Consider the following 19,311-nt stretch of genomic DNA (forward strand, 5'->3'; position numbering starts at 1 on the left):
AATGGACGTTAGTGGTTTAGTGCATTTTATTCATAAATCCCCATAAACATAACACCATTGCAATTTGAATATTCACTAAAAGTACATAAGAGACAGATCTCACTTTTCTTTATACTTCGTATAATATAGCAACTACAAAGAAGGAGTGGTTAAAAATGAAACATACTTATGACTACGATGCTACAAAAAAACATTTAGAATTAAAGAAACAAAACTTATGTAAAAAACTTAGCAATATGACACTATCTGAAAAAGAACGTGAACAACTAAAGCGTGAAATTGACAACTATGAATATATTTTAAATCTAGTCGAAATGAATCATTATGAACGCGGATTTTCTCGTTAAAAGCGGAAATAAGATTATCCGCTTTTCATTTTGAGCATTTCACTACGCATTTTTCATAAGTAAATATATAATAGGATGTACATTAAGATTGAGAGGTATATTCTATGATCAAGTTAAGTGTATTAGACCAATCACCTATTTCAGATGGTAGCACAGCAGCCCAAGCTTTTTCACATACAGTTACGCTTGCACAAGAAGTTGAAAAACTCGGATTCACACGTTTTTGGGTATCCGAACATCATAATTCCGTAAGCTTAGCTGGTTCAAGTCCAGAAATACTTATTTCTCATATTGCCGCAAAAACGGACCGTATTAGAGTCGGTTCAGGTGGTGTTATGTTACCGCATTATAGCCCATATAAAGTTGCTGAGAATTTCCGTGTTCTAGAAGCATTGTATCCGAACCGCATCGATCTCGGTGTTGGTAGAGCACCTGGTGGTATGCCAATAGCAACTCGCGCACTTCAAGAAGGGAAAATGGTCTCACTTGATCAATATCCAGAACAAATTGCAGACGTTGCAATGTACTTACATGATCAAATACCAGAAAACCATCACTATGCAAACTTAAAAGCCACTCCAGTTATCCCAACATCTCCTGAAATGTGGATGCTCGGTTCTAGCGGAGAGAGCGCTAAAATTGCTGCAAACAACGGAGCTTCTTTCGCATTTGCACAATTTATTAATGGCTTCGGAGGCCCTGAAGTTATGAGGGCTTACCAAGAACAATATCAACCTTCATTTTTAGGAGATAAGCCTGATTCAATCGTTGCCATCTTTGTTATATGCGGAGAAACAAATGAAGAAGCGGAAAAAATTGCTTCTAGTTTAGATTTATCAATCTTATTATTAGAGCAAGGAAAACGAACTACTGGTACACCTTCTATTGAAACTGCTCAAAATTATTCATACAGTGCTTATGATTTATTCCGTATAAAAGAAAATCGTCAACGTATGATTGTTGGTGATCCGTCTTCTGTAAAAGAAAAAATAATAAACTTAAGCAAAGCATACAATACTGACGAATTTATGATTGTCAGTATTACCCATCAATTTGAACATAAATTAAAGTCTTATCGCTTACTAGCAAATGCTTTTAATTTATAATTCTAAAAAGAGATGCATCACATGTGATGCATCTCTTTTTCTTACTACTTATTGTTTTCATTTCCTATATATTCAATAGCTTCTTTTAATAGCTCTTCAAAGTTAATAGGATAATCATGATCTAAGTCAGGCACAACTTTATACTTATGTTCTATATTTTTCTCTCTTAATAGTTGTACAAATTGCTGCGTGGATTCGAAACAATCTTCATCTTGATCCCCGCATACTATATATCCTTTTATATGTTTATCCTTCAGCACTCTTAGCAACTCATCCCATTCTTCAATCTCGGGAAGCCATGGTGCCATAAAAACAAAACCATCTACATTTATATCTTGTTGTAAAATCGTATATAAAGCTACTCTCGCCCCTGCAGAAAAACCACCAATGATTACACTTTCTACTGTATGATTTTCTATAAACTTATTGTAATGCTCTTTTAATTCCTCTTTCCCTCTCTCTATATCCTCCCAAACAAATCCATCTGAAAACTCAATTTGTGAAGACTGTGGTAAAGCTAACATATAATCTTGTATCAAAACAGATTTCCAATATGGTTCTACTATTTGTATATTTTCTTGGTTACCATGCAATGTAAGTAGTAGATTTCCCTCTTTCTTACTGTATATATATTTCACATCTGGTCTTTCCTTTTTATGTGCTAATTCTTCTCTTTCTTTACATAATTGCACCATTGTATGAAATTCTTCAAATTTATGTAGTGATTTTAAATCTTCGTCGGAAATTAAATACTCATTTCCATACCAGAATCCCTTTTCTATAATGGCCTCTCTCATTAAATGTAATGCTTCTTTTTCAAGTCCCGATGCACTTGCGAGTGCATACTTAAAATTATATATTTGCGCCTCATTCCCTATTACACCTGTAGCGTTTTCCATTATATAATTGTACGCTTCAAAACTTCCTTTATTTGCATAACAACGTAACGTTTCATTTAATAATTGAATGTAAGTCATACTATTTTTCATGTACCAATTCCCCCGAAACCTTTTATAATATTTGTTTGCGAATCTTTATACCACTTTGTATAACCCACGCTAACAATACCTTATTCTCAGAATGATGCTTAATAGTTGCTCTTCCCTGTCCAATACATTTAGTATAAATAAGAATAGACTGAAAAATCAATATTTTAACAAACAAAAAAAGACAACAATATATGTATTGTTGTTTTCATTACGTCTACCCACTCTTTTGTTTTTTTCTATCTGGTTTACTTGAAACTAAATAATGTTTTTCTGAAATATATAAGTCTCTTTTTAAGCTACGATTTAAGTAAGGTCCTAATTTCATTCCACATATGAGGCGATCTTCGCTACCTTCAACAATTGGGAACATTTCTTTTTCTGTTACGTATTGATCTACTGCTTTTTGTACGACATCAATTTCTTTCACTAGGTTTAAATTTTCTGCTGTATGTTCAAATACCTCAAGCGTTTCCTTCGTTATGAGAAAAACATTTGTTGGAAATGCAGGTAAATATGGTTTTAACAAATCATAATTTACTGTATAATCATCATTTACTAATACTGTATAAACGATATTAGCATTCGTTTCTAAAAACTGAGCCATCGCTTGTTCTAATTCATCTTTCGTAATTTCCCGCTCTTCTTTTCCAGTTCTGAAAAAGCGAAACATCGCATCGCCTCCTTTTTACTATATTATAGCATAAAAGAAAACTGAAAAATCATAAAAAAACCCATTGAAATAATTTTTCAATGGGTTTCTATATATTTATCGTTATTTTAAGAATGCACTTAGCATCCATACATGCTGTTCTAATGTTGTATGAATTGCTAACAGCATGTCAGCTGATGTTTCATCGCCAGCTTCACCCGCAACTTCCATACCTTCTTTTAATTCTTGAATAAGTGCAGAATAATCATTCACTAATGTTTGCACCATTTCTTCTGCAGATTCTTTGCTTGTCCCTTCGCTGACACTAGATGTTGCGAGATATTCTTTCATTGTCGCTAATGGTTTACCTTCTAAAGCTAAAATACGTTCTGCTAACTCATCAATATACGTTCCAGCCTCATTATAAAACTCTTCAAATTTCTCATGTAATGTAAAGAAGTGTGGCCCTGTCACATACCAGTGATAATTATGTAATTTAACATATAACACATTCCAGTTTGCTACCTGCTTGTTTAATACTTCAACAACATTTGTTTTCGTACTCATACAATCACTCCTCTTATCATTTTGTAATGTTTATCTTTTAATAACTTAATTACATTTTACCATACATTCCCTTTCCTTTCGAACAATTGGCTTATATGTAACAAAGTTTTAACACCTTTAATGCTTCCCTAATATCATTTAATTCATGTATTTTTTCAACCACTTCATACGTCTAATTGTCCAAGCTCATACATATGCATAATAGTACATCAAGCTCATCATAGTAGAAAGAGGGATAACATGGACAATCAACAATGGCAAGTAGCAAAGAAAGTAGCTGCTACTTATATCGGAACTGTCGTTGGAGCTGGATTTGCTACTGGACGAGAAATTGTTGAATTTTTCACAGTGAATGGATTATACGGGACAATTGGCATATGTGTAAGTGGATTTTTTTTTATTTGGCTTGGCACAAAGATGATGTTACTTTCATCACAAATCGGGGCATTTTCAGCGCAAGAATTTAACAAATATTTATTTGGGGATGTATTTGGGAATGTTGTAAACACATTATTATTACTCGTTTTATTCGGCGTAACGAGCGTTATGTTATCAGGGGCCGGTGCAGTATTTGAAGAGCAACTTCGCTTACCAAGACAACTCGGTATTCTCATTACAGTTATCGCTTGTCTCATTATAAGTAGCCGCGGGTTACAAGGTGTTTTTGAAGTAAATACACTTGTCGTACCTATTATGATGATTTTTATTATAGGACTTGCTATTACAACCTTTTTTCACGGTACACCTCCTATTAATAACACTATTCCTGCAGAGAGCTGGAATATGAAATGGATTACTAGCCCTATTACATATGTCGCCTTAAACCTTTCTCTCGCCCAAAGTGTTCTCGTCCCATTAGCCAGTGAAGTAAAGGATCGAAAAGCCATTTTTTGGGGTGGGATTTTAGGTGGTGCTGGACTTTCTTTAATTTTATTATGCAGCCATTTAGCAATCTTATCAGTCGATCAATTTTATCAATATAATATCCCAATGGCTGAAGTCATAAGAAGATTTAATGCAACTTTTCACTTCTTCTTCGTTCTCATTATTTTCGGTGAAGTTTTCACAACTTTAGTTGGTAATGTGTTCGGAATGACAAAACAGATGCAATCTATTACTGGGTGGAAAAATCACAATATTATTTTCTTCATTTTACTAATTAGTTATTGCTTTAGTTACATCGGTTACAGTGACTTACTTCACATTCTATATCCTATCATCGGATGGGTAAGTATTGTTATACTTCCAATCATTGCGTTTAAACAACTTCAAAAAACATAAAAAAGCATCCATGTTATTGGATGCTTTTTTATGTTCATTCACAATCATCACATACTTCCCAGTACGGTCCCATTTCTAATGCTAAATACGGCTTTAACTGCAACCGAATCATTCGACTAGGCATGCGTTCTAAAACAAATTGAATACCTTCTTCATCTTCGTCTAATTCAACTTTTGAAATCGTAATTTTTTGCATAGTCGTAATGGGAATTCCATCTTTATATAAAGTGATTTTCACCTCATCGTATTCATTAAAATACAATTCGACACTCATTTGATTTTTCAGTATTTCATCACCAATTTTAAATGTATCATTTTGTTCTTGGATTATATATTTCCATCCGCCTCTATCTTCTTTCGGAGCTGTTTGAAATAATGTCTCCAAATCCTCGTATAGCATAAGATAACCCCTCTCTTACTAAAAAACGATGAGTATTTTATATACCCTTTATCTCTATCACTATCCATAGCTATTGTACCATATATCACCGTTCTTACCGTATTCATTTGCTTCATACACACTTATAAAATAACTAATTCTATCTCCATTATTATGTATATTACCTCATTACTCCATACACTCTTACAAGTTCAAATAACGACAGACTTTAATCCATGCAAATATTGTCTACTCTCCGCTTTTATTAGCTCACAGCATTCACACTTTTACATATAGTAAGACTACCACAAATAAAAAAGGAGAGTGACTTATACCACTCCCCTTAAAAGAACTTCCCTATAGCTGCTAAAACTAATACGATTATTAAAATTGCAAATAATAATGAGACAATGAAACTAAAAATAGGTAACGCTTTCTTTTCATTCTTCTTAAATAGTAACTTTAAACTAAGAAAAATATTTACTGGTACAAGTATAAAATAAAAATATTTAACAATTTGCACCGAGCTATTCGAAAGTGTTTTTAATATAAACACTTCAATTAGAAAAACAATAAAAAATGAAATACTTAGCCAAAATGAGACGTAACTAAGCCAAGAATGTCTTTTTGTCCCCCAATACACTCCCATAATACTCTCCTTTTATTTGTATTCTATAGGTTAATAATTATACACAAAGCTAACAAACACCTCTATTTTTCGACAAATATTATGCAAAATACCATTTTAAACGTCATAAAGGAAGTTTACATCTCCATTTGATTTTACATAATAAAACAGACTACCCTCTAGTGTCATAATGCTACTAGGGGGAGTCTGTTCTCTATTAAACTTTAAATCTCTCAATTAATACTTGCAATTCTTCAGCCATTTGAGATAGCGTACCCGCCGCTGATCCAATTTCCTCCATCGAAGCTAGCTGTTCTTCAGCTGAAGCCGCAACATTTTGTGTGCTTGTCGCATTATTTTGTGCTGTCATTGCAATTTGTCCTACTGAAATAGATACTTCATTTGCCCCTTTTGACATTCCATTAGCCGTTTCAACCATCGTCTTAATTTGATTAGCTATTTCATTTGTAGATTGTAAAATTTCAGCAAAATTTTGCTTCGTTTCATTTGCAATAACAAGTCCAGATTGAACTTCTTCATTTACATGATTCATTGATTTGACTGTCTTACCCATATCGTCTTGTATTTCGCCTATTAATTTACTAATTTCACTGGAAGATATGCTAGACTGCTCTGCCAATTTACGTACTTCATCTGCAACAATTGCAAAACCTCTTCCATGTTCACCAGCTCTTGCCGCTTCAATTGCCGCATTTAAAGCTAGAAGATTTGTTTGATCTGCAATGTTTTGAATTACTTCCAATATATCACCAATTTGTTTTGATTTATTATTTAATAACTGTATAACAGCATCTGATTGTGAAACCGATTCTGCAATAGACTGCATCTGGTTTACTGTTCTTCCTACTAGTTTCCCACCATCTTCTGCTTTTTCACGAGTATGAGCAGAAGCGATATTAATAGATGATGAACTATTTGCTACATGCTGAATTCCTTCCGTTACATCAAACAGTAACATAGCACCATTTTCTACACTTGTTGTTTGCGTCGTTGCCCCACTTGATATTTCATCCATTGCTGTTGTAATTTGCTCAGTTGCTTCACTCGCTTGTCTTACACTTGCAGTTAGTTCTTCTGATGCTGCTGCAACATGTCCTGCCGAAGTGTTAATCCTTCCAATTAACGTCCGTAATGAATTTGTCATCTCGTTAAAACCTTTCGCAAGTTGACCAATTTCATCATTAGAATGAATTTCAATTGTTTGCGTTAAATCCCCTTCACTTATTTCTTTAGAAGTGATAACTAATCTCTTTAAAGGCTTCGTAATTGAAAGTGTCACAAAATAAATAAGTACTCCACCTACTACTAACGAAATAAGCATAACAATTAACATATTATAAAATACAGGTTGAGCAGCTTCAATTACTTCAGTTGCGTACATCGTCCCACCAATTTTCCAACCTGTTTTTACGTTTGTAGCAAATACCATATTCTTTTCACTACCACCATAAGAATATGTAAAAGCACCATGATTATCTTCATAAATTTTCTTTGCCCAAGAATCAGCTGCTTTATCCCCTGATTTTTCTTGTGGATGAGCAATGATTTTTTGCTTTCCATCTAAAATGAAGGCATATCCTTTTTTACCAATATTGATTAACTTTGTTGTTTTTAATAAATTGTCTAAACTTAAATCTAGCGCAACAACCCCATTTTTATCTTCTGTTTGTTTTGCAATCGTTACGACAATATGTCCATTTCCTTTTGCCTTATATGGCTCGCTAACAACAATACCACCTTGTTTTGCCACTGCATCTTTATACCAAGGTCGTGTTGTTGGATCATAATCTGCTGCCATTTGTATATTTGGTTCCTGTACAAATTTCTTATCATTACCGGCAACATACACTTGTTCAACATCTATATTCAAATTGATATACTGAGATAATGTCTTTCTTAGCTCATCCTGATTATCCCCTTGATACATATTCCCTTGAATTACTCGTGCAAAGTTATTCACATCGTTAAATTTTGCTTCAATCATTTGATTGATTAAATTATCTAATATTTTTATATTATCGTTAGCACTACTCGTAATTTGTGATTCAAAATTCTTTTTAGCAGTTTGATAAGACATGCCCCCGATTATAGAAACGGCTGCAATTAAAATTACAAAGAATGAAATTAATAGCTTTTTTGCTACTTTCATATCACGAAACAAATTTAATAGTTTACCCATTATGAACCTCCTAATTTTCAAATTTAAAAGTTAAATTGAGTTAATTATGAATATTTCCCGTTCCCTAATTATTATTTTCATAACCTATTATGGTGAATACTTTGTAAAGTTTAAACAATTAATTTCCTTTTGTCTATATATACGAATAATATTATTATAAAATTTACAAATAGAAAAAACCAAAGGGGCCCCTTTGGTTTTTACATTTTTTTATGTTGTTTAGAAATTTTCTTCCATTTATCACGCTCTGCTCTGGCAAGGATTGCATCTTGTTTCCTCATAAAATACGCCAGTTCTCTTTGTAATTTTTTATAGCTTTTCAAACGATCTATCGTAATAAGTCCATTTTCAATTGCACTATACACCGCGCATCCTGGTTCATTCTCATGCTTACAATCACGGAAACGACATGTTGTCGCAAATTCTTCAATATCAGAGAATGCTGTTTGAATCGCTTCGCTGCCTTCCCAAAGTTGCAATTCCCTCATGCCAGGCGTATCAATCACGAGAGCGCCACTAGGCAATTGGAATAATTCTCGATGCGTTGTCGTATGCCTCCCCCTACTATCCTCTTCACGTATATCTCCCGTTTTTGCTACATCAATTCCTATTAGAGCATTTAACAAAGTTGACTTTCCTACCCCTGATGATCCAACTAAAGCAATTGTTTTCCCTGAAGAAACGAATTGTTTCAACGAATCTATACCTGTATGCTCTAAACTATCAACAACGAAAATAGGAACACCAATTGCTATAGCTTCCGTTTCTACAATTTTCTCTTCCACATCATTACATATACTACTCTTTGTTAAAACAATAACTGGCATAGCGCCGCTTTCATACGCTAATAATAAATAACGTTCCATCCTTCTAACATTAAAATCATGATTAAGTGCATTCACTAAAAATAAATAATCTACATTTGCTGCTATAATCTGTTCTTCTGTTCTTGTTCCAGCCTCTTGTCTTGAGAAAGAGCTTCTTCGCTGGAAAATACGATGAATAATCGCTTTCTTTTCATCTTCTATTTTCTTTATATACACCCAATCACCAACTGCTGGATAATCGCCTTTCGTAATCGCTTCATGCCGAAACTTCCCAGACAGTTCTGCCATATATTCACCATCATTACAAATAATGCGATATATATGCTTATGCTCAAGTAAAATACGACCTACTTCATAATTTTTCTCTGTAACTTGTTCTTCAAAAAATGAATCCCAGCCGAAAGATTCTAAAATATTTTGATTCAAATAAATATCCTCCCTAGTTTGTACTAAGTGGAAGGATTGCGAATTACCTTATATAATATCGCCCTTTCCATCCACCTTTGTATTTGGTTGATTATTCATATAAGTTATTTTCGCCATAATACATCACCCCGTTCTTATTTTAATTATTCTCATTATATGGAATTCTCCTATAAAAAGCTACATTATTTTACGTAATTTTCAAATAACTTGTTTTTGAGCATTCTAATTTGTCCTCGATGACTAATTTCATCTTCTAGCACATGAAACCATAGATAGTGCTGGTTATATGCTACACCGTTAGGCCACTTTCTTTCTAACATGAGCCACTCATCACCTTGTTCACTTAAATACTTCAGAGATTCTTCTCGAACACTTTGTAGAAGTTGTACATAATACTTTATTTCATGACCACGGATTGCTCTACCCGCTTCCCCTAAATACAGTGCATCTTCCCATATTTCTAATTCTTCTTTTGTAAAGTCACGATCTTGAAATGAAATAAGCTGATGAACTTTTTCAATAGCTGCTATATGCTTTAATAAGGCGCCAATTGAATTTCCGCTGCTTTGCATAATTAAATCTAATTGCTCAACTGATAAATTTTTTACTTCGCCTAATGTTACAGCTCTCGTATGCTCAAGCAGGCTTACTAATTCCCCTATTTTTTTTGTATAACCATCTACACTTCTTATTCGATAATCTATATTCATATCACGCACCCCTTTCTGCATTCATATTATTGTAAAAATGATTCATATAATAGACTGAAATCTATCTAAATTTTCTGTTATAATTAATTTGAATACAAAATATACCCAAACAAACTTTCTCAATATGCTTATATGAAATATTAAAAGGAATCAATATGAAATAATCGAATCTTATTCACTAAAAGGAGTGGATTCGATGGAAATGTATCAATGGCTAACCGCTGTTCTCGTTGGTGGCATTACCGGCTTCGTTTCCCATCTAATCAATAACCAAGGTAAGTTATTGCTTCCACGCCGTTTGAAAACATTTTTTCATTTTGGATTTTTAACTGATATTTTTACTGGTAGCCTAGCCGCACTTCTTGGGCTCGTTTTATTCGATGTCACCGCAATAAAAGAAATTATAAAAGTATCCATTGTAACTGCTATTTCCGGTCAAACTTTTTTACTACATCAAGCTCTTGGTGGCGAACAGGCTAAAAATACGCAAATTGGGAAAGCTGATGAGAAGATTCAAGAAATTGACAAATTATTGCGACGTTAGTGTATACTTTCTTTTAAAATTATTGTTATAATGAGAAATAAATATTTTCTATTGCGTCGTTTGTCAGGAGAAAGGGTGTTTCGTATGACAAAAAAGAAAATAGAAGATTTCTTAACAAACTCCGAAAAAGAGGAACTGCTAGAAAACTATAAATGTTTACGAGAAGCCCGCACAAAAAGCGAAGCTAACTATTTTGGCGAAGCAGTAAACCATCTATTAAATAAAGCAAAACAACGAATTATAAAAGATGCAGGTATACATGATGAAAATGCTGCAACTGTTCAATCAAAGAGAAAAGCACTGTTTTAGCTACATTAGCTAAAACAGTGCTTTTTATTACAATACTTTTCACATTACTTTCACATCTATTTCACAATTATAAGTACTCCTATATGTTAAACTAAGTATATCCTTTTCCAAGGAACTATATGCCGATATATAAATCCCTATCTTTATAGGGATTTTTATTTTTTGATTCCTCATAACTTTGTTACAATACATTTCTTCTACTATTTCTATACTTTTAGTAACCACTTTAATTAAAAGCACATTCATGTATTCACACTCTTATTAATTCTGATTTGCGAAATATTTATACAAGCTTTATGATGCAATTCCTGTTTCACTATTTTCAGTAATTTTTTCACTTTTTCTAAACAAAAATAAAGCTCCTATATATAGTAACGCAGTAAAACTACCTATAAGTATAAAATTGTGAGATATTGCAAATAACATTCCAGCTATTGCCGCACCAATCATTTGACCAATGTACATAGAAGCATTTGCAAGCGCGGCTCCTGTTCCTCTTGCTACACTAGACATGTTTTGTAAGTGCCTCATCATTAATACAAACAAAATTCCTGTCACAAAAAATAAAGCAAAGAACAATAACTCCACCAATACAATGTTCTTTACATGAGGAAGTAATACATATAGCACTGCTGTAAATATAATTCCACCATAGAAAGAAAGGTTATAACCAATTTTATTTACGATTCTAGGACCAAAAATATTACCAATTAAATTTCCTAATCCTAATACGAGCATAGCTGTACCTACTTCATGAACTTGTAAGCCAAATTGAATGGAAAGCCATACACCAAAAAATGAAAATGCAGCAAAATTTCCGGTTTGAAAAACAAAGTATGCAAAATAAGAAAGTGAAACCTTTGAATCTGTAAGTAATTGTTTATAACGCTGTAAAATCGCTTTTTTATTTCCACCTATATGAACCGACTGTATTTCTGGTAATACAACATAAATAAGAATGACAAGTAGTGCTGATAATATACCAATGAAATAGAATGGAATTGTATAATGTATCGTTGCTAAATAAGCTCCCAGTGGCAGCCCTAAAATTTGAGAGATTGATAACCCTGCTGTTGCAACCCCAATTGCTTTCACAATTTGCTTCTTCTCTATAAGGAGCGGAATAGATGCCCACACTTGTGGAGATACAAAAGCTGCACTTACACCTGCTAAAAATCTAAATGTTAGCATCCATAAAAAACTCGGTGCAATTCCACAAAAAAACGTACTTATTGCAAAAAAACTCATACCTAGTACCATTACTTTTTTTCTGTTTAATCCATCTGATATAGGACCAGCCACAAGCGCAAATCCAGCATACCCTAAAGCATACGAACTCACCATCCATCCTGACAACTCAGTTGAAACATGATACACCTGTTGCAATGTCGGCAACAGTGGTGAAATTAAGAAAGTATCTGTACCGATCATAAACATTATCATAAAAAATACAGCTAGTACTCTGTTCATTTAGACCTTCTCCTTATATAAACAGAGGGTACTCTCCCTCTGTTTAACTAATCTTCTAAAATAGATTGGTTTTCTTTCATGACTCTTTCATTCAATGCAACATCTACCGCTTTCACACTTTCTCTTACCTGCTCTGCCCGCTTTCCACCAGGTATAACAGTATCAATCCCTTCTTTATTTAATAACCATGCTAACGCTAAATGAGACACTTCAATATCATTTTCTTTAGCTAGCCCTTTTAACTTATTCACTTTCTTAAAATTACTCTTATATGTATTTTCTTCAAATAGATTTACATTTTGACGCCAATCGACTTCATTTAATTTAAAATCTTCTGTATATTTTCCGCCTAATATTCCAAAAGCAAGAGGCCCATATGGAATAAATGAAATACCCGCTTCTATACAATACGGCAACAGTTCTTCCTCAGCTGTACGTTCTAACATATTGTATGGAGATTGTACAACATCTATATGACCATGTTGATTCGCCTCTTTTAATTGTTCTATGTTTACGTTCGATATTCCAATTGAACGAATTTTCCCTTCTTCTTTTAAATGAGTAAGCTCTCCGATTGAATCTATGTAACTTGTTTCAGGATTTGTAAAGTGTAAATAATATAAATCAATATATTCAGTCTGTAATCTTCTTAAGCTATTTTCCACAGCATTCCTTAAATAACTTGGTTCATTGTTAATATAAGTTTCTCCATTTAACAACGGTTGAATTCCACCTTTTGTAGCAAGTATAAACTCATGACGTTTTCCCTTTAATACTTCTCCTACTAATTCCTCCGATCTACCGAAACCATATGAATCTGCTGTATCAAAAAATGTAATCCCTTGCTGAATAGCTTCTTCTACTAATCGCTTTCCTTCTTCTTCATTCACATCAGCATATAAATTATGTCCCCCTACTGCATTTGTACCTAAACCCAACTTTGAAATATTTAATCCTGCCTTTTGCAATTTTATATACTTCATTTTTTCTCCCCCTATATTTCTATTGTTCGAATATATTCGAACAATAGAAATATACCACTTTATATGTTATAGTGCAAATATCTTAACTTATACAAGTAGGTGAAATATGCGTACACTCTATCATCCAAATCGAGAAGAAATTCAATTTTCTTCTGTCTTATATGCACTTAGCGATCAAATTCGTTTACAAATTGTAAATATGTTACTAGAGAAAAATGAACAATCTTGTGGTGCTTTAAACATCCCTGTTGCAAAATCAACTTTATCTCACCATTTCAAAGTTTTACGTGAGTCAGGTGTTATGTACACGCGCCTTGAAGGAACACAACGTTTCATTTCAATTCGTGAAGAAGATTTAAATGCTAGATTCCCAGGTTTATTACAAGTTGTATTACATGCGACAGAGCCATATTAAAAAAACATCTCATATGAATATGAGATGTTTTTTTAATATGGCTATTCTTTTAATAAATCTATTAATCCATTCCCTTCAGATGTACGTTCGTACCCTAAAGGTACAGTTCTTTTAATGAGTTGTGCATATATTTCCGGCTCCGATAACTTTCGACCGTATTCTTTCTCACACTGTTTAATGAGCAAGGCGAGCGCTCCAGCAACATGCGGCGTCGCCATGGAAGTTCCACTTAGCACAGCATATTTTCCTTCTGGATACGTAGATAATATTTCATCACCTGGCGCTACTAGATCAATTTCTTGATTTGAATTACTAAAACATGCAATCTTCCGCTCTAAATTAACGGCACCAACTTCAATTACCTCGGAGTACGCACCCGGAAAGTCTAGTTCCTCTGTTTCATCATCGCAATCTCCATTATTTCCAGCAGCACATACAACGAGAACATCCTGCTTTACCGCATTTTGAATTGCTTCATGTAATTCTGGAACATCTTGCGGACCACCAAGTGACATTGAAATAATTCTCACTTTCTCTTGATTCGGCCCTCTCCAATTTACAGCATAATGAATTGCCTCAATAATTTGCTCATAACTTCCAGAACCATCTCCCGCTAAAACTTTTAATACTAACATTTTAGCAAGTGGTGCAACTCCTAATACACCGACACCATTTTCAGTCGCGGCAATCGTTCCCGCAACATGAGTACCATGTCCGTTATTATCAAGATACACATTTGGATCAGCTTCATAATCTTTTGTGAAATTTCTTCCGCCGATAATACGATCTTTTAAATCTATATGATTAGTATCACACCCTGTATCTAATACGGCAACGACTACATCTTGCCCCTTCATACTCTTTTCCCATACTTGCGGAGCGTGAATCAGTTGTACACCTGGTGGAATTTCATTTACTTGTTCTACCACCTTATTTACGGTAAACGGAATCAATTGTATACCTTTTTGTTTATTCACTGTACTACTCATCGTAATCCCTCCTGAAAATGTATTATTTTCATTTCAGACCACTTTTGAATACGTGTAAATGTAACATTCGTTTTATTCTTTTTGTTTTCCTTCTTTTCAAATATTTCTCAACATCATTTACTACCTCTATAATACTTCTTTATTTTCCCTATGATTTGTAGGAAGTAACAACCCGAGTCGTTCAACTAATAACCAAAATAAGAGGACCAATTAATGGTCCTCTTACAGTCTTTTAAAAGAATGATATGTATTTGAAAAATAATATAAATTAAGACTAAACCTCACTCTTGTTTAAAAACTTTTCTATTTCTTTTACTAAATATTCCGCTCCCTCTATGCCAACTGTAATATTTCCATTTGCTAATGTAATATTCTGCCCTGAAACATCACCTGTGATTTGGCAAGCATTGTAAGGTTGATATTTTTGTAAAATGATTTTATCTGCTTCTACAAAAATTTCAAGCGGTGATTTGATTTGTATTCCCAATACATCGCGTAATTCTTTAGGGATAACAATTCGTCCTAATTCGTCTACTTTTCGAATAACTCCTGTTGCTTTCATATTTCTCCCCCCTTACTCTCTATTAATTTTTTCACCTCGCTTTTTCCATTTTATCACTTTTTGACAATGCTTGCCTCTTTTTAGAAAATTTTGTACTCGAGTTAAAAAAACACATTTAATGCATACGTAATCTCTCTTTCAATTGTTTTACATAACGGGATCTTATAAGTAAGAAGTATACAACTTGAATAACTATGAAAATACTTAATACAACTGTATTTTCTTTAAACAATGAGTACTCAAACATTTGCCCTAACGCCGTTAAGGCTACTGCTCCATGTAATGTTGCAACACCAATTGGAACGAAGAATAAAAGCGCCAATCGAATTGTAACTACCTTCGATAATTCCCTACTTGTCAATCCAACTTTACGAATCATTTCGAACAAACGAACATCATCCTCCAAATCGGAGAATAAACGGAAGTAAAGGAAACTTCCTGCGCAAACGAAAAATACTATACCAATAAAGAAACCTACAAATAAAATCGGTCCTGCAATTTGTAAACTTTGGTTTTGCTCGTACTCTTCCGCACTAAACGTTGAATATTCTTGATACGGTTTAATTTGATGCGTAAGCTCTTTACCAATTTCAATCTCATCTTTCGTTCTTTCAGTTTTATACATATAATCTTTTGTCTCTATAAACCCATCTTGTAATGAATCATATTGACTATTAGAGATTACATAAACATTTCCTCTTAATATTTTCCCCAATGAAGATGAAGTAACTTTTTTCACTTTTAAATTTTCATTCATATTAGGTAAAGTAATTTCTTTTCTTTCTTTCATCGTTGGCCCTGGTATATTAGCTGACAAAAATACAACTTCTTTATTTGCTACAGTATTAAATGGTTCTTCTGTTAACTTTGCATATTTCTTATAGTCTGATTCTTTTATAAAAATGGCGCTTCTTAACGACTGTTCCTCCGTTTTCTTTGTCGAAATATTAGTTTTTGAAGCTGCTATACTATGTTTCTTTAATCCTTTGTCAATCATTTGTATATGCTGTGATTCGTTACTATTCCCTTGCTTAGAATGGTAATGAAACGAAATCGGTCTCTCCATTATCCCTTTCGTCATGGATGCGAAGCCAACTAATGTCCCTATTGCGGAAAATGCTACAGTAGAAATAATGGTTACAATAAAGAACATTCTTGCGTTATCTCTCATGCGATACGCTAAATCTGATAACGTAATAATATTAGTCTGTGTCCAATAGAAACGTTTACTTTTTTTACATAATCGAATAATAAAGACACTCAGCTGCTTGTACAACAAATACGTCCCAATAATAACTACCGTTGTAACAGGAATCATCATAATAAATACCATTGCTCCATGTGATAGAAGAGCTCCTACATAGCCAGCACTAAGCAATACTACTGCTAATATGGAAGAAATGATTGATGCTTTCGGTTCAGGTTTCGCCTCTGCCGATCCTCTAAACAACTTCATAATCTTATTTTTACGAATCATTCCTGCACTAAACAATGATATGATCATAAATAAAATAAAAAACATAATACTCGTTACAACAATTGCTTTCATCGGTATGTAATAGGATAAGGAGATATCTAGTTTCAATATCATCGGAGCGACAAATAGTAATCCCCCTGAAAATAACATACCTGAAAGAATACCAAAAATAATTGCCCCTATTCCAATCATAATATTTTCAAAAAAGATTAGACGCTTTAATTGATATTTCGTCATACCTAACATCATTAAAATCCCTAGTTCACGCTTTCTCGTTTTTAAAAACATTCCCATCGAATATAAAATAAAGAAGAATGTAAATAAGTAAATAATAGACTGTGCAAAAGACATACTTACGAATACGTACTGACCTAATTCTCCTGCACTTAATGCCGGATGAAACGCAAAAAATGAATACACAAAAAAGGCCATAATTGCAAATGCACTACTCAAAAAATAGGCTGAGTATGTCCGTCTATTTCGGGTTACATTCCGATATGCTAGTTCTCTAATGTTCATATTACTTCTCCGCCCTTCTACTATCTATGTTTTTATATTAGTAAAGTGCGGAAATACCTTCCATCGATTCAAATGACAAAAACCTTACATTTTTGAAAGGTTTAAAAAAATTGCTTATACGTAGTACTTTATTTATAATGACTACATTCATATTCATACACACATCCTATTGTATATTCGTTAATTTTGCGAAATAATAAAGGATAGAAGTATGTACCATTATACATATAAACTTAATTACCGCTTTAATATGAATAGGAGGAAACATAATGACATTACAAGAACAGATTATGAAAGCATTACATGTTCAGCCTGTAATTGATCCAAAAGTTGAAATTCGTAAACGAGTTGATTTCTTAAAGGATTATGTAAAAAAAACAGGTGCAAAAGGATTTGTACTTGGTATTAGCGGCGGACAAGACTCTACATTAGCAGGACGCTTAGCACAACTTGCAGTTGAAGAAATTCGTAACGAAGGTGGTAATGCAACGTTTATCGCCGTGCGTCTTCCTTATAAAGTACAAAAAGATGAAGATGATGCACAATTAGCATTACAATTCATTCAAGCAGATCAATCTGTTGCATTTGATATTGCTTCAACTGTTGATGCTTTTTCAAATCAATATGAAAACTTATTGGGTGAATCATTAACAGATTTCAATAAAGGTAACGTGAAAGCACGTATCCGTATGGTTACTCAATATGCAATTGGTGGACAAAAAGGGCTACTTGTTATCGGAACAGATCACGCTGCAGAAGCTGTAACAGGGTTCTTTACAAAATTCGGAGATGGTGGTGCAGATTTATTACCATTAACGGGATTAACGAAGCGCCAAGGACGTGCATTATTACAAGAGTTAGGCGCAGACGAGCGACTGTACTTAAAAATGCCAACAGCTGATTTATTAGATGAAAAACCAGGTCAAGCTGATGAAACAGAGTTAGGTATTACTTATGATCAATTAGATGATTATTTAGAAGGTAAAGCAGTTCCAGCTGACGTTGCAGAGAAAATTGAAAAACGTTACACAGTGAGTGAGCATAAAAGACAAGTACCAGCGTCAATGTTTGATGATTGGTGGAAATAAATGAAACATAAAAAAGAAGCTAATCTTCATTTAGCTTCTTTTTTATATGTTAACGATATACCCCTACTCTTTTCTCCAATAAATCTTGCAGGCAATCTTCATGTTGTTTACAAAATAACGGTGGCATGTCGTCTAACGGGAAAAACTTCAAATCCAACGTTTCATCACCATCTACTTTTTTGTCACCTCCAACTATTGAGAATGAAAAGAACATCACAATTGACTGGGCCTTGTCTCCATTTGGATATGATTGAAAATATTTTGTATACACTCCAATAAGCTCATTTATTTCTACATCATACCCGGTTTCTTCTTTTATTTCTCGGATTGCAGTTTCCGCAGCTGATTCTCCTATCTCCATTGCACCACCTGGAAATCCCCAAGCGTTAAAGTCTCCTCTTTTTTGCAGTAATACTTCTCCTTCTTTATTAAATACACAACCACCGGCAAAGTTTAAGAAAACATAATCATGTCCTACTTTTTCACGTAATTCTTTTATATAATTGGCCATTCTCTTTCCCCTTTTCATACCTCTTCTATCGCTATTTCTTATCTTTTTCAAGCAATTCAATGATTCGATCTAGCTTCTGGTTCATATTAATCACGTGGTGTTTCTTTGCAGCACTGCTTTGTAATACTCTTCTAATAAACAAAGTAAATGATATGAAAAACAAAACGATAAGTCCGATTACTAAACAAGTATATATCAATGTAAAAATATTACTTTCGAACAAGTTCATTCAGCATTCACATCCTCTCCTTTTTATTTTATCACATAATTCCCAAAATTTTAAAGTGATCGATAAATATAAAAAGAGCATCTTTTACAGATGCTCTTTCTCATTG

At 33.5% G+C, this 19,311-nt stretch carries 23 protein-coding genes; 7 read left to right on the plus strand and 16 right to left on the minus strand.

All coding sequences use genetic code 11. The features are described 5' to 3' along the window. The first annotated feature begins 155 nt into the window (after positions 1-155). Together AB6801_RS02240 and AB6801_RS02245 are read left to right on the plus strand one after the other, a co-directional pair. Positions 156-347 carry a DUF3896 family protein gene (locus AB6801_RS02240; RefSeq protein ID WP_000683359.1) on the plus strand — a complete coding sequence of 64 codons (192 nt, stop codon included), beginning with the start codon at positions 156-158 and terminating at the stop codon, positions 345-347. 104 nt (positions 348-451) lie between these two features. Then, positions 452-1,453 (plus strand): LLM class flavin-dependent oxidoreductase, encoded by a 1,002-nt coding sequence (locus tag AB6801_RS02245; RefSeq protein WP_097999040.1) that lies wholly within the window; start codon positions 452-454, stop codon positions 1,451-1,453. A 44-nt stretch (positions 1,454-1,497) separates the two neighbouring features. Here the strand turns inward: AB6801_RS02245 and AB6801_RS02250 are convergent, their stop codons facing one another. From AB6801_RS02250 to AB6801_RS02260, 3 genes are all read right to left on the minus strand, one after another. Then, complete coding sequence (locus tag AB6801_RS02250) at positions 1,498-2,442, minus strand: alpha/beta hydrolase (protein ID WP_000798319.1); 945 nt, start codon at positions 2,440-2,442, stop codon at positions 1,498-1,500. Between the two features lie 214 nt (positions 2,443-2,656). Continuing rightward, positions 2,657-3,112, minus strand: a complete 456-nt coding sequence (locus AB6801_RS02255; RefSeq protein WP_000488206.1) for a DUF3939 domain-containing protein — start codon at positions 3,110-3,112, stop codon at positions 2,657-2,659. A 102-nt stretch (positions 3,113-3,214) separates the two neighbouring features. Beyond that, on the minus strand, positions 3,215-3,658 hold the full coding sequence (locus AB6801_RS02260) for a Dps family protein (RefSeq protein ID WP_000105199.1): 444 nt from the start codon (positions 3,656-3,658) through the stop codon (positions 3,215-3,217). A gap of 240 nt (positions 3,659-3,898) precedes the next feature. Here AB6801_RS02260 and AB6801_RS02265 point away from each other — a divergent pair, with 240 nt between their 5' ends. Beyond that, positions 3,899-4,939 carry a YkvI family membrane protein gene (locus AB6801_RS02265; RefSeq protein WP_000370203.1) on the plus strand — a complete coding sequence of 347 codons (1,041 nt, stop codon included), beginning with the start codon at positions 3,899-3,901 and terminating at the stop codon, positions 4,937-4,939. 34 nt (positions 4,940-4,973) lie between these two features. On the opposite strand, the gene AB6801_RS02270 is transcribed toward AB6801_RS02265, so the two are convergent. From AB6801_RS02270 to AB6801_RS02290, 5 genes are all read right to left on the minus strand, one after another. Beyond that, the gene (locus tag AB6801_RS02270; RefSeq protein WP_000965059.1) at positions 4,974-5,339 is read right to left on the minus strand and encodes a DUF3979 family protein; all 366 of its coding nucleotides are present in this window, start codon (positions 5,337-5,339) and stop codon (positions 4,974-4,976) included. 322 nt (positions 5,340-5,661) lie between these two features. Continuing rightward, entirely contained in the window at positions 5,662-5,967 is a 306-nt protein-coding gene (locus AB6801_RS02275; RefSeq protein ID WP_000539571.1) for a hypothetical protein, read from the minus strand. Positions 5,968-6,163: 196 nt separating this feature from the next. Further along, on the minus strand, positions 6,164-8,146 hold the full coding sequence (locus tag AB6801_RS02280) for a methyl-accepting chemotaxis protein (RefSeq protein ID WP_000517294.1): 1,983 nt from the start codon (positions 8,144-8,146) through the stop codon (positions 6,164-6,166). A gap of 200 nt (positions 8,147-8,346) precedes the next feature. Beyond that, positions 8,347-9,399, minus strand: a complete 1,053-nt coding sequence (gene rsgA, locus AB6801_RS02285) for a ribosome small subunit-dependent GTPase A (RefSeq protein ID WP_001073074.1) — start codon at positions 9,397-9,399, stop codon at positions 8,347-8,349. 182 nt (positions 9,400-9,581) lie between these two features. After that, positions 9,582-10,109, minus strand: coding sequence for a DinB family protein (locus AB6801_RS02290; protein ID WP_087875230.1), 528 nt, complete (start codon positions 10,107-10,109; stop codon positions 9,582-9,584). A gap of 196 nt (positions 10,110-10,305) precedes the next feature. Here AB6801_RS02290 and AB6801_RS02295 point away from each other — a divergent pair, with 196 nt between their 5' ends. Together AB6801_RS02295 and AB6801_RS02300 are read left to right on the plus strand one after the other, a co-directional pair. Next, complete coding sequence (locus tag AB6801_RS02295; RefSeq protein ID WP_000426317.1) at positions 10,306-10,653, plus strand: DUF4257 domain-containing protein; 348 nt, start codon at positions 10,306-10,308, stop codon at positions 10,651-10,653. Between the two features lie 84 nt (positions 10,654-10,737). Beyond that, a complete protein-coding gene (locus tag AB6801_RS02300) occupies positions 10,738-10,962 on the plus strand; it encodes a hypothetical protein (RefSeq protein WP_000162602.1) in 225 nt (74 codons plus the stop codon). A 39-nt stretch (positions 10,963-11,001) separates the two neighbouring features. Here AB6801_RS02300 and AB6801_RS02305 read toward each other — a convergent pair whose 3' ends face one another. Genes AB6801_RS02305 through AB6801_RS02315 form a run of 3 tightly spaced genes read right to left on the minus strand, consistent with a single transcriptional unit; the run spans position 11,002 to position 13,415 of the window. Beyond that, positions 11,002-11,208 (minus strand): hypothetical protein, encoded by a 207-nt coding sequence (locus tag AB6801_RS02305; RefSeq protein WP_001101742.1) that lies wholly within the window; start codon positions 11,206-11,208, stop codon positions 11,002-11,004. A 48-nt stretch (positions 11,209-11,256) separates the two neighbouring features. Continuing rightward, complete coding sequence (locus AB6801_RS02310) at positions 11,257-12,432, minus strand: MFS transporter (RefSeq protein WP_001082497.1); 1,176 nt, start codon at positions 12,430-12,432, stop codon at positions 11,257-11,259. 47 nt (positions 12,433-12,479) lie between these two features. Further along, complete coding sequence (locus tag AB6801_RS02315; protein ID WP_097999039.1) at positions 12,480-13,415, minus strand: aldo/keto reductase; 936 nt, start codon at positions 13,413-13,415, stop codon at positions 12,480-12,482. A 106-nt stretch (positions 13,416-13,521) separates the two neighbouring features. On the opposite strand from AB6801_RS02315, the gene AB6801_RS02320 reads away from it, so the two are divergent. Next, a complete protein-coding gene (locus AB6801_RS02320) occupies positions 13,522-13,830 on the plus strand; it encodes an ArsR/SmtB family transcription factor (protein ID WP_001259906.1) in 309 nt (102 codons plus the stop codon). 41 nt (positions 13,831-13,871) lie between these two features. Here the strand turns inward: AB6801_RS02320 and AB6801_RS02325 are convergent, their stop codons facing one another. The 3 genes from AB6801_RS02325 to AB6801_RS02335 form a co-directional block, all read right to left on the minus strand. After that, positions 13,872-14,819, minus strand: coding sequence for a serine protease (locus tag AB6801_RS02325; RefSeq protein WP_000099753.1), 948 nt, complete (start codon positions 14,817-14,819; stop codon positions 13,872-13,874). Positions 14,820-15,093: 274 nt separating this feature from the next. Continuing rightward, positions 15,094-15,381, minus strand: coding sequence for an AbrB/MazE/SpoVT family DNA-binding domain-containing protein (locus AB6801_RS02330; RefSeq protein ID WP_000648325.1), 288 nt, complete (start codon positions 15,379-15,381; stop codon positions 15,094-15,096). Between the two features lie 115 nt (positions 15,382-15,496). Beyond that, positions 15,497-17,377, minus strand: coding sequence for an FtsX-like permease family protein (locus AB6801_RS02335; protein ID WP_001025977.1), 1,881 nt, complete (start codon positions 17,375-17,377; stop codon positions 15,497-15,499). 269 nt (positions 17,378-17,646) lie between these two features. Here AB6801_RS02335 and nadE point away from each other — a divergent pair, with 269 nt between their 5' ends. After that, positions 17,647-18,465: an ammonia-dependent NAD(+) synthetase gene (gene nadE / locus AB6801_RS02340; RefSeq protein ID WP_000174901.1), complete on the plus strand. Its 819-nt coding sequence runs from the start codon at positions 17,647-17,649 to the stop codon at positions 18,463-18,465. Positions 18,466-18,514: 49 nt separating this feature from the next. On the opposite strand, the gene AB6801_RS02345 is transcribed toward nadE, so the two are convergent. Then, positions 18,515-18,976, minus strand: coding sequence for an NUDIX hydrolase (locus AB6801_RS02345; RefSeq protein WP_000024999.1), 462 nt, complete (start codon positions 18,974-18,976; stop codon positions 18,515-18,517). A gap of 31 nt (positions 18,977-19,007) precedes the next feature. Then, positions 19,008-19,205: a DUF4083 domain-containing protein gene (locus AB6801_RS02350; RefSeq protein ID WP_001048102.1), complete on the minus strand. Its 198-nt coding sequence runs from the start codon at positions 19,203-19,205 to the stop codon at positions 19,008-19,010. Positions 19,206-19,311 lie beyond the last annotated feature (106 nt).

It is taken from the genome of Bacillus sp. RCC_6_1 (assembly GCF_041360755.1).
GTDB classification, from domain to species: Bacteria; Bacillota; Bacilli; order Bacillales; family Bacillaceae_G; genus Bacillus_A; species Bacillus_A cereus.